9 protein-coding genes are annotated in these 11,131 nt (G+C 59.0%); 2 read left to right on the top strand and 7 right to left on the bottom strand.

Features of this window, described 5'->3' with window-relative positions:
• The first annotated feature begins 33 nt into the window (after window positions 1-33).
• Window positions 34-996, top strand: a complete 963-nt coding sequence (locus JSY17_RS07475) for a metal ABC transporter ATPase (protein WP_117167285.1) — start codon at window positions 34-36, stop codon at window positions 994-996.
• A 59-nt stretch (window positions 997-1,055) separates the two neighbouring features.
• Here JSY17_RS07475 and hldE read toward each other — a convergent pair whose 3' ends face one another.
• The 4 genes from hldE to msbA form a co-directional block, all read right to left on the bottom strand.
• Window positions 1,056-2,477 carry a bifunctional D-glycero-beta-D-manno-heptose-7-phosphate kinase/D-glycero-beta-D-manno-heptose 1-phosphate adenylyltransferase HldE gene (hldE, locus tag JSY17_RS07470; RefSeq protein WP_117181665.1) on the bottom strand — a complete coding sequence of 474 codons (1,422 nt, stop codon included), beginning with the start codon at window positions 2,475-2,477 and terminating at the stop codon, window positions 1,056-1,058.
• 70 nt (window positions 2,478-2,547) lie between these two features.
• Window positions 2,548-3,975 carry a PIG-L deacetylase family protein gene (locus tag JSY17_RS07465; protein ID WP_201012869.1) on the bottom strand — a complete coding sequence of 476 codons (1,428 nt, stop codon included), beginning with the start codon at window positions 3,973-3,975 and terminating at the stop codon, window positions 2,548-2,550.
• A 14-nt stretch (window positions 3,976-3,989) separates the two neighbouring features.
• Window positions 3,990-4,886 carry a GNAT family N-acetyltransferase gene (locus JSY17_RS07460; protein ID WP_122371018.1) on the bottom strand — a complete coding sequence of 299 codons (897 nt, stop codon included), beginning with the start codon at window positions 4,884-4,886 and terminating at the stop codon, window positions 3,990-3,992.
• Window positions 4,886-6,673: a lipid A export permease/ATP-binding protein MsbA gene (gene msbA / locus JSY17_RS07455; RefSeq protein WP_117181668.1), complete on the bottom strand. Its 1,788-nt coding sequence runs from the start codon at window positions 6,671-6,673 to the stop codon at window positions 4,886-4,888. Before msbA ends, JSY17_RS07460 begins: the two co-directional genes overlap by 1 nt.
• Before the next feature lie 57 nt (window positions 6,674-6,730).
• On the opposite strand from msbA, the gene JSY17_RS07450 reads away from it, so the two are divergent.
• Window positions 6,731-7,324, top strand: coding sequence for a lipopolysaccharide kinase InaA family protein (locus JSY17_RS07450; protein WP_232849326.1), 594 nt, complete (start codon window positions 6,731-6,733; stop codon window positions 7,322-7,324).
• Between the two features lie 15 nt (window positions 7,325-7,339).
• Here the strand turns inward: JSY17_RS07450 and JSY17_RS07445 are convergent, their stop codons facing one another.
• Genes JSY17_RS07445 through JSY17_RS07435 form a run of 3 tightly spaced genes read right to left on the bottom strand, consistent with a single transcriptional unit; the run spans window position 7,340 to window position 10,939 of the window.
• Window positions 7,340-8,296, bottom strand: coding sequence for a glycosyltransferase family protein (locus JSY17_RS07445; RefSeq protein WP_206401524.1), 957 nt, complete (start codon window positions 8,294-8,296; stop codon window positions 7,340-7,342).
• Complete coding sequence (locus tag JSY17_RS07440; RefSeq protein WP_117181673.1) at window positions 8,296-9,192, bottom strand: glycosyltransferase family A protein; 897 nt, start codon at window positions 9,190-9,192, stop codon at window positions 8,296-8,298. The genes JSY17_RS07445 and JSY17_RS07440 overlap by 1 nt, the downstream gene beginning before the upstream one ends.
• Window positions 9,185-10,939 carry a carbamoyltransferase family protein gene (locus JSY17_RS07435; protein WP_117167278.1) on the bottom strand — a complete coding sequence of 585 codons (1,755 nt, stop codon included), beginning with the start codon at window positions 10,937-10,939 and terminating at the stop codon, window positions 9,185-9,187. The genes JSY17_RS07440 and JSY17_RS07435 overlap by 8 nt, the downstream gene beginning before the upstream one ends.
• Window positions 10,940-11,131: the final 192 nt, after the last annotated feature.

Raw genomic sequence — 11,131 nt, 5'->3', positions numbered from 1 at the left:
AGGCGGCCGACCCCAACGCAAGAAGGAGCCGATATGCCGCGAACCCTGATCAGGAAAAACCCCAGCGACTTCAAGACCCTGCCGTTATTCGTCGAAGCCACTCCCGACAGCCTGAGTTATCAGAGCGTCGGGATGCCGTTGAATTTTTCCCAGACCCTGCAGCGTCGCCGCAAGATCGAAGTGCCGGACAACGAACGCTTCGCCACCGAACTGGCCAACCTGGGCGTATCGATACGGCTGACCCTGAACTGGCAGAACCGCGATTACTGGGTGTTGGTCAGGCAACGACGCCAGGACCGCGGCGATGTGGTTCTCAAGCTGATCTCCGGCTATGTCCCGGCTCACGAAATCACCCTGCCGCTGCACACCGCCATTCAGGAAGTCGCTGAAGAGTGCCTGATCGAAACGCCCCAGGGCTGGCTGAGCGGACGCTTCAACGACACCTGGCTACCGGCACCTTATGCGGCGGCGTTGCACTATCGCGAAGCCATGCCTTTTCGGCTGAGTTCACTGTCGGGCGCGGCACGTCCGGTGCGTTGCGGCAGCATGACCCTGATCGAGCGCCCGCGCGCCTACGTGCATTTACCGACCGCGTCACTGCAACTGATCTACGACATGCGCCTGGAGATTCCCAAGGAAGCACGCCCCCTGAGCCTGTTTCATGTGGATGAAACCCTGGAAAAGGAACAACTGGTCGCCCGCCTGAATCGCAGCAAGCCCGACCTGTACCTGATGCCCCTGGAAAACGGAGTGCCGCTGCCCGAGCTTTATACCCTCAAGCAGGACAAGCTCGCACCGGTCAGTACACGCGGTCTGTATCTGGCAGAAAGCTTCGCCGCCCAGGATGGCTGGGTGGTACACGAAGAGCGGATTCGCTGGAAAGACTGGCTGCGGCAACAGGGCCTGACGCCACCGCCCAGAAAGAGCGGCCTCAAGAACCTGACCGGCAAGGCCAGGGAGTTACTGCAAATGGCGCGCAAGAGCCTGAGTAAATAGCCTTTCGCTAAATAGCTTGTGGGAGCGAATTCATTCGCTCCCACATCGTTCGCCGCCGATCACTGGCCGCGGATTTTCTCGACAATCGCGGTGGTCGAGCTGTTTTCCACCAGTCCCAGCACCTTCACTTCGCCGCCATAGGCCTGGACGATTTCGGCACCGACCACCTGATCGATTCCGTAGTCGCCGCCCTTGACCAGCACGTCCGGCTTGACGTGGCGCAGCAGGTTTTCGGGCGTGCCTTCAGGGAAGCTGATCACCCAGTCCACCGCGCCCAGACCGGCCAGCACGGCCATACGGCGGTCAACGCTGTTGATCGGACGACCGGGGCCTTTCAGACGGCTGACGGAAGCATCGTCATTGATCGCGACGATCAGTCGATCACCCTGGGCGCGGGCCTGCTCCAGATAGGTCACATGGCCTGCATGCAGAATGTCGAAGCAGCCGTTGGTGAAGACGATCTTCTCCTGATGGGCACGAGCGTCGTCAATGGCCAGCAGCAGTTGCTCCAGCCCCAGAACACCTCGTTCGGAGCCTTCTTCACGCTGAATGGCGCGGCGCAGTTCAGGAGCGCTGATCGCCGCAGTTCCCAGCTTGCCGACGACGATACCCGCCGCCAGATTCGCCAGAGCCACGGCATGCGGCAAGTCTTCGCCAGCGGCAATGGCAGCCGCCAGGGTGGAAATGACCGTATCGCCAGCACCGGTCACATCGAATACTTCACGGGCGCGGGCAGGCAGATGCAAGGGCGCATGGTCGAGACGCAGCAGGGTCATGCCGTGCTCGCCGCGAGTGACCAGCAATGCACCCAGCTCCAGCTCGTTCATCAGTTTCGCGCCCTTGGCGACCAGATCGCTCTCGTCGACACAATGACCGACGATGGCTTCGAACTCGCTCAGGTTCGGGGTAATCAGGCTGGCACCACGGTAGATGGCAAAGTCCTTGCCCTTGGGATCGGCCAGCACCGGGATGCCCCGATCGCGCGCCGCCTTGATCAGCACCTGATGGTTTTTCAGGGCGCCCTTGCCGTAGTCGGACAGGACCAGCACCTTGATGCCATCGAGCAGGGTATCGACCTCCACGCTCAAGGCCAGGGCGTCGGTCATGAAGGGTTCTTCAAAGTCGATGCGCAGCAATTGCTGGTGACGGCTCATGACCCGCAGCTTGACGATGGTCGGCTGATGGGCGATGCGCTGGAAGTGCGCACGCACACCGGCAGCCTTCAGGCTGTTGGCCAGGCTTTCGGCGGCTTCGTCTTCACCGGTCACGCCGACCAAGGCAGCAGGCGCACCCAGAGCGGCGATGTTCAGAGCAACGTTGGCAGCACCGCCGGGACGGTCTTCGATCTGATCGACCTTGACGACCGGCACCGGTGCCTCAGGAGAGATCCGTGAGGTACCACCATGCCAGTAACGGTCGAGCATGACATCGCCGACCACAAGGACAGGCGCTTGATCGAAACGCGGCATGGACAACTTCATGGAAACTCCAGGGGCAAAAAACGACGCGGATCATAACATAGCCAATTTGGCTCAAGACGCTAGCAAACAGCTATACCTTTTCAGCGCTGGTGCGAGGTTTGACATCCTGCACCCAGAACAGCTCATGACGCCGCACAGCCTTGCGGAAAAACTCGTTACTGCCTGTAACAGGCCAGCGCCTGCCAGCCAGTAACTGCTGAATCCAGCGCCGAACCTGCTTCTTGAAAGGCAGCGGGTCCTGCAGGTCATGCTGCATGGCCAGGGCCATGGCCTTGTCAATGCGTTGCGCATCATCCAGCAGGATGCTGCAGACCGCCAATGGTGTCATCGGCGTGGTCGCCGGTGGCAAGGCCATTCCGTAATCTGCCGGCCCCATGGGCCAGCGATCATTGTCATGCAGGTGATTGGCATACAACAACAATGTTTCGGGTCGCCATTCGCTCGATTCGATAGCCTGCAGCAAGGCCCGGGTCGCGGCGACATGGTCACGGTGAGGATCCAGCTCCAGGTGCGGCGTGACAACTACTTGTGGTCTGAAATGTTCCAGAACACGCACAATATCAGCCACCAGATTGTTCCAGGTCGCAAGACCGTCGGCCTCGGAAGGCAGAGCAAAGGCCGAGGCCTTGCGCCAGAGGCGAATATCGCTCTCCCCCGACTCGCGGGAGCCGAACGGCACGCTCGGCTGCTCCTGCATTTCGGCCAGACGCAGGCAGTAATAACCCAACTGGACACAATGATCCTGCGCCACACCGCCCCACAAGGGCACGGCCAGGCTGTCCCAGGTCCGCAAACGTCCCTTGAGCACTGCGGACTGCTCGGCGTCCAGACCAAAGCGACGATAACTCTCGGCTTCTATCTCGCCCTGGGTCAGGGTCATGATCGCGGCGTCAGGTGCGCGACTGTAAAGGCCGAAGGCCGCAAGCTCTGCATCATCGGCATGGGGGGCCAGCACCAGAATCGATTGAGCGCTGTAATCGGGATGACTCATGGCATAAAGCGTGAGCGGACCAACGGCCTTGCAGCGACAGGGCACAAGCGAAAGCGTCCCGTCCATCAATGCCGCTTGCTGGCCTGTCAGATTCAGATAGCGCCTGCCTGCAACCCTGCGCTCGAAATCCTGCCGGTCGTTGCCCACCTGCACATAAGGATCAAGCCAGCGTCCCAGCCAGTTGGCTTTCAGTTCAACAGCCAGAATCAGGGTATCGCTGCCTGCCAGCGATGCTCCATTCGGCAGTTGCAGGACGCCATTGCGCAACCCGACTTCAATGACCCGGGCGCTGTCAGGAAAGTCGTGGCAATAGTCACTGTCAGGCGCGTAGAACAGGTGGTCGGCAAACCAGGCTTCGTGGGCCACCCAGGCCAGAAGCACAAGTACGAACGGCACCCACCATTTGACAAGAACCCCTACCAGCACCAGTGCAATCAGCACTGAAACGGCCAGGTAACGCTTGCGTCGCCTGTGGCGCTTAAGCAACTCGTCCTTACGCCCGTTCATGGCAGCCCTCTTCTTTAAATCTGATAAACCGGGTGCGTGTTACACCAGCGGCTTTTGTATTCCCGGTCTGCGCGACCGAACGAATAACGCAATGGCTTGCCCAGGGAATCTGCGTACTCCCACTGCGTCTGCGTGTTCACAAAGCTCAGGACACTGCCAGGACTCAGCTCGTTGAACTGCGGATCGACACCGCCATTGACGTATTCGAGACTGACCCATTCAGGAGCCTCGACACGATAGAGCACCTGTATGGCCGCGGGACGGTCGGCAACATACACAACCGAACCGGTCATGAATTCCCGCAACAGGGAAAACACCTCGGTCAGATGATCCTTGCCGGGCACGTCGAAACCCCAGCGCTTGTGGAACAGGTCTGCGTAGATCGATGCCTGTTCCGCGGAGGTCAGCTCATTCATCGGGCGGATCAGACCGCCAGCTTCCTCCAGCAGACGCTGCTCGCGCCGCTGGTTGTAACGAAACTTCTTGCTGTACTCCTCGGGGCGACGAGCCATCGCCAGACCTTCGGACTGAAGGCGCAGATTGCCGATCCGGCCACTGTTGAGCTCCGAGACATAGCGCATGCGGTGCCGTACCGGCACAGTGCAATCCGCCGCCACGGGCAGGATGATCTCGGAGTTGCCCAGATCGAACATGCCACGCAATCCCTTGCGCTTGGTGACATCACGCGAAAGCGCAATATGACGCCCCCAGGCAGGCAGGCCGGCAATCGTCTGGCCATCGCGCACTACGCCCAGGTAGCGCACAGGAATACCGACCAGCGATGACAATCGTTCGATGACCTGAGGATGGGTGGCAACACTGCCACCATAACGCTCCCAGACCCGGGCATACTCGCCTGCATCGATGGGGGTCCAGCCACGTTCACGCCAACTGCGAAGGTGCCCGAGAATCAAAGGGCGCCTCCTGTAACGCCCTCGCTTTCTTCCTTGAAATCCTTCTCGTGAAGACGTGCGTAGTAACCATTGAGTGCAAGCAATTGCTCATGGGTACCGCGCTCGACAATCTGCCCGCGGTCCATGACCAGGATCAGATCGGCCTTTTCGATGGTCGTCAGGCGGTGAGCGATGACCAGCGTCGTACGCCCCTTCACCACTTCATCCAGTGCTGCCTGGATATGGCGCTCGGACTCGGTATCGAGTGCAGAAGTCGCTTCGTCGAGGATCAGCAGCGGCGCATTCTTGAGCAGTGCCCGAGCAATCGCCAGACGCTGACGCTGTCCGCCGGACAGCAGAACACCGTTCTCGCCCACCAGGGTTTCATAGCCCTGAGGCATCTGCACGATGAACTCGGCGGCATAGGCAGCTTCGGCAGCCTTTTGCACATCTTCGATGGGCGCACCGGCCAGATCACCGTAGGCGATGTTGTTGGTGACGGTATCGTTGAACAGGGTGACCTGCTGGTTCACCAGAGCGATGTGCTGACGCAGATTGTGCAGTTTGTAATCTTCGACATCGATGCCATCGAGAAGGATCTGCCCCTCGCTGTGATGGTAGAAACGCGGAATCAGGTTGGCCAGTGTGGATTTCCCGCTACCCGAACGCCCTACCAGCGCGACCATCTTTCCAGGCTCGGCGGTGAAGGAAATATCCTTGAGCACAGGCGTTTCGACATTGGGGTAGGAGAACGTCAGGTTACGTACTTCCAGACGACCGGAGATATTCTCCTGCTCGCGTGTACCGCTATCCACCTCGGGCTCTTCGTCCAGTTGCTCGAAAATGTTTTCGGCAGCCGCCAGGCCTTTCTGGATGGTCGCACTCACTTCCGAAAGCTGACGAATCGGCTTTGGCAGCAGACCTGCCGCAGTGATGTAGGCGATCAGTTCGCCAGCAGAGGAGTCACCACGCATGTACAGCACCAGATACATCAGGATCGCCATCGCCACATAAATGACCAGTTGCAGCATGGGGGTGTAGATGGACTGCGTGCGGGTCATCCCCAGGCTGCGGTTCATGTTGCTGGCGCTGGCGTCATGAAAACGCTGCTTCTCGTAGGTTTCGCCGCCGAAGCTGCGCACGACCCGGTAACCCTGGATAGCTTCGGACGCCACATGGGTAACGTCACCCATGGCTTCCTGGATCTTCTTGCTCTGCTTGCGGAATTTCTTGCTGGCGCTGCTGACCATGATCGCGATGACTGGCAGGATGGCCAGCATGACCAGGGTCATTTTCCAGTTGCTGTACAGCAGGTAAGCAAGCAGGAAGACAACCGTCAGGCCTTCGCGAATCACCACTTTGATTGCATCGGTGGCGGCACCCGTGACCATGGTCACGTTGTAGGTGATACGCGAGATCAGGTGGCCCGAGTTGTGGTTGTCGAAATAGCGGTTCGGCAGCGTCAGCAGGTTATCGAACAGGGAGCAGCGCAGGTCATGAACCACGCCGCGAGCCACTTTGGCCAGGTAATAGTTGCCCAAAAATGAGCCTATGCCTTGGTAGACCGCAATGAGTACAATCAGCAGCGGTACCCCCAGAATCAGAGACACACCGAGAAATTTGCTGCCGTCCGGCTCCTGCAGGGCATTGAGAAAGTGTTTGAGCATGTCGGCCAGCATGGGCTGGCTGGAGGCGAACAACAGAAAGCCGATGATACTTACGGCAAACGCCCTCCAGTAGGGGACCACGTATTTCAACAATCTCAGATAGATTTTCATGCTTGACTGCTGGGTAGAACTGGCCATTAAAGCGCCCCGTACCATTCATAAGAGAGACAGATGCGCATTGTAACAGCGAACCAAATGCAAGATTGGCTAACCGAAGGGACCGTTCTGGAAAAAGACAGCCATGGCCCCAAGGTCATCAGCCTTGCCAGCGGTGAGCTATTGAAGATTTTTCGCAGCAGGCGCCATCCGTTTCTGGTTCGCTTGAACCCCGATGCCCAACGTTTCTATCAGCAAAGCTGCCGCCTGCGCGAACGCGGCATCAGTACGCCACAAGTCAATGATGTGTTCTGGGTCGAGCCCGCCAAAGGCGTCAGCGCATGCCTCTATCAACCCTTGCCGGGCACACCTCTGGACTCGCTCTACAAGCAGTCGTTCGATGCCTTCATGAACCTGCTGCCCGAACTTGCCGGCTACATCCACTCCCTGCATCAACGGGGTATCTATTTCCGCTCGTTGCATCTTGGCAATGTGCTGCGCACGCCCGACCAGGGTTTTGGCCTGATCGACTTCCTCGACACCCGCTTCAAGAGAAAGCCGCTCAGCAAGTCGATGGTAAGACGCAACTTCCAGCATCTGCAGAATTACCTGCGGCGCAGCAAGATTTCCGACTTCCCGTGGGAAGAACTCATGCGCGCTTACGAAGTGGCAGCGAATCAGGCAAAGTCCTGAGAAAAGCCGGAGCGATTATCGTCCGAGCCTGAACATCAGCCTGTCGAAGAGGCTCATGGCTTCAGGCTCCGGGAAGTCCTGCGAAAGGTGCCGAAAAACCACTTCGGACTGCTTGAAGTAATCAAGATACTGCTGTGCAAAAAGCAGCCCCTGCTCCCCGACACGGGCAACCAGCGCGGGATCATTGCGCAGCAGTGCCAGTTTTTCCGAGAACTCCTGCTCGTTGCCGTAGAGCATGGCATTGACGCCATCCTCCAGACCGATTGCCTGCTCTTCACCCTGCCCCTGACGGTAAGCCAGCAATACACAGCCACAAGCCATGGCCTCGAAGTTCTTCGCCATGTACTCGCCAAGCCCGATATCGGCACTGACAAAGACCCGGATGCGATTGAGCGCTTCACGATACTCATCGCCGGGCGCCGTTCGCATGAGTTCAAGCTGATGACGCTCAACGGCACGCTGCAGGAAATCACGCCGCTCACGGTACGTATCGCTGCCCAGGCGACCGATGAATCCCAGCTCGATATCACGCTCTGCACCACTGGCGTATAGCGAGGACGAGTTATAGCCCTTGGCCAGAAAAAGGGCATCGACGCCCATGTCACGAAAGCGCTCGGCGACCCGAAAGCCGGTCATGATGACTCTGGCGTTAGGTATCTTCCGATAGAAAGCGGAAAACTTTCCCTGCCACCGAGAGCCGGAAATGAACTCCTGGCAGGCATCTTCCTCGTAGATCAGCAAGCCTGAAATACACTTGAGCTGGCGAGCCTGTCTGCACAGATAGCGAAAGAGCAGATCAAGCACGACCCGGTCATAAAGCGAGAAATCGATCCCGCTCAGGACACGCCCCAACTGCTTGTGCTGATCACGGTCGATGTAGCGCACTTCCACATCGGCAAAGCGCTTGAGCCCCTGCCATAACTGGCGGTTATCGGGCTCTCTCGGCGTGCAGGTCAGAACCAGAATGCGCATCAGCGCTTCCCGAACTTGAGCGCCTTGCGCACGTAACTCCACTTCAGTGCCTGCAAGGGACTGAAACGAAGAGCACGCAGGTAATAGCGACGCGCTACGGAGTAATCGCCAGCCAGTTGAGCGGCGCGGAACAACGAGAGATAGACCTGAGCCGAATAGCGAGGCAGAAGAGACCTGCATTCGTCTGGAAGGTGAGCGAATACTTCTCTGATCAGCCCTGTGGCCACGCTTTCTTCGTCGGCCCGGCTATGGCGAAGGCTGTCGGCGTGCTTGTAGATACGCGCAATCGGCTGCTGAACCAGCGCAACGGGTGCGCTGACCAGGACGTAGGCAAACACCGGAATATCCTCGCCCGAGCGCAGGCTCTGCGGATAAGGACGCTGGAGCAGAAGATCCCGCCGCAACAGAGTGCAGCAATGGGAAATCGCGATTTTCTTCTGCAACAGATAGCGACGAATCAACTGCTGCGCACTGCCCTGAGCCGGCGTCGGCTGACGGACCCGCTCACGCCCGTCCGGATAGACAGAAACCTGCCCACCCAGCACCAGCCCGACTTCAGGGTTATCCGTGACTGCCTTGCGCAGCGAGGCCAGCGCATCCGGCAACAATTCGTCATCGGCATCCAGCATCAGGGCATAGCGGCCCCGAGCCAGACGTATCCCATGGTTACGCGCAGCCGCCGCACCGGCATTGGTCTGATGTACCACGGTCAGGCCACTTGCATGGCGAGCCTGATAGTCATCGAGCACCTGCCGGGTGTCGTCGGTGGAGCCGTCATTGACGACCACCAGTTCAACATCGTCTGCCAACTGAGACAGCACCGAATCAATCGCTCGCGGCAACAACAAGGCATAGTTGTAGGCCGGGATGACGACGCTGATCAGTGGCTCAGGCATTCTCGTACGTATCCACGCCGTCTTTGACCACCAGAATGTCTTCCATGATCAGGTACTGCAGGTCCGAGCCGAAGAACATGTTCAGCGCATCGGTCGGCGAACAGATCATCGGCTCGCCACGACGGTTGAGCGAGGTGTTGAGCGACACGCCGTTGCCGGTCAGGTTTTCCAGTGCCTTCATCATGTCGTAGTAGCGCGGGTTGTATTCGCGCTTGAGCACCTGGGCACGGGACGTGCCGTCTTCGTGAACGACTTCCGGCACGCGGGTCTTCCACTCTTCAGCCACTTCGAAGGTGAAGGTCATGAACGGCGCAGGGTGATCGATGGTGATCATCTGGGGAGCCACGGTGTCGAGCATCGACGGGCAGAAAGGCCTCCAGCGCTCGCGGAACTTGATCTGTTCGTTGATGCGGTTGGCCACACCCGGAACGCTCGGGCAACCGATGATCGAACGACCGCCCAGAGCACGCGGACCAAACTCCATGCGGCCCTGGAACCAGGCCACCGGATTGCCTTCGACCATGATTCTGGCGATGCGCTCAGGCGTGTTTTCGATCTTGCGCCAGACCGGTTTGTTCGGGTGACGGGCGCAGGCCGCGATCACGTCTTCGTTGCTGTAGGCCGGGCCGAGGTAGACGTGCTCCATCTTCTCGACCGGTACGCCACGGGCGTGAGACACGTACGCTGCCGCACCAACCGCCGTACCGGCGTCGCCGGAGGCAGGCTGGACGAACAGCTCTTTCACTTCCGGGCGGGCAATGATGCGCTGGTTCAGCTTCACGTTCAGCGCACAGCCACCGGCGAAGGCGATCTTGCCGGTTTCCCTGAGGATGTCGCCCAGGTAGTGATCCATCATCTGCAGCGCCAGTTTCTCGAACAGCGCCTGCATGCTGGCGGCGTAGTGGATGTATGGCTCATCGGCCACATCGCCCACACGTTTCGGCCCCAGCCACTCGATCAGCTTCGGCGAGAAGTAGAAGCCCTTGCCGTTCTCTTTATAGCGACGCAGGCCGATGACGTTGGCCAGCTCGGTATTGATGATCAGTTCGCCGTTTTCAAAGGTCGCCAGACGCGAGAAGTCGTACTTGCTGGCATCGCCATACGGCGCCATGCCCATGACCTTGAACTCGCCGTCGAGCATTTCGAAGCCGAGGAATTCGGTGATCGCGCCATACAGGCCGCCCAGGGAATCCGGATCGTAGAATTCCTTGATCTTGTGGATCTTGCCGTTTTCGCCATAGCCGAAGAAGGTCGTGGCGTACTCACCCTTGCCGTCGATACCCATGATCGCGGTCTTTTCCTTGAAACCGGAGCAGTGGTAGGCGCTGGAAGCGTGGGCCAGATGGTGCTCGACCGGCTCGATCTTGATCTTTTTCGGATCGAAGCCCAGTTGTTCGAGACACCAGACGATCTTGTTGCGATAGCGCTTGTAGCGGCGATTGCCCATCAACAAGGCGTCGAGGGCGCGATCGGGTGCGTACCAGTAGCGCTTGGCATAGTGCCAGCGAGCCTTGCCGAACAGGCTGATCGGCGCGAACGGAATCGCTACCACATCGACGTCCGAAGGCTTGATACCTGCCTGTTCCAGGCAGAACTTCGCCGACTCGTAGGGCATGCGGTTCTTTGCATGTTTATCGCGAACGAAACGCTCTTCTTCAGCCGCCGCAATCAGCTTGCCGTCGATATAAAGCGCTGCGGAAGGATCATGGCTAAGGGCGCCGGACAGGCCAAGAATCGTCAATGCCACTGGGTCTAGCCTCTTTAGTCTGCATGCAGGCGCAATGCGCCCGAGAAAAGGTGTGCCCCCCGCACTGCGGGCCAGGGACAGCTAAAGCGCGCGATTATAGCGTAATGACCGGGGATTTGGCTCGGGGACTGAAAGCCGATCGGAATATACAGCCAAGTGCCATCAACAGAAGGTCACCAGACCTGGCCTCCA

The sequence above is a fragment of the Pseudomonas capsici genome, assembly GCF_017165765.1.
GTDB lineage: Bacteria > Pseudomonadota > Gammaproteobacteria > Pseudomonadales > Pseudomonadaceae > Aquipseudomonas > Aquipseudomonas capsici.
Note: the sequence above shows the minus strand (reverse complement) of the source record. Positions and strands in the feature narration are given on the sequence as shown.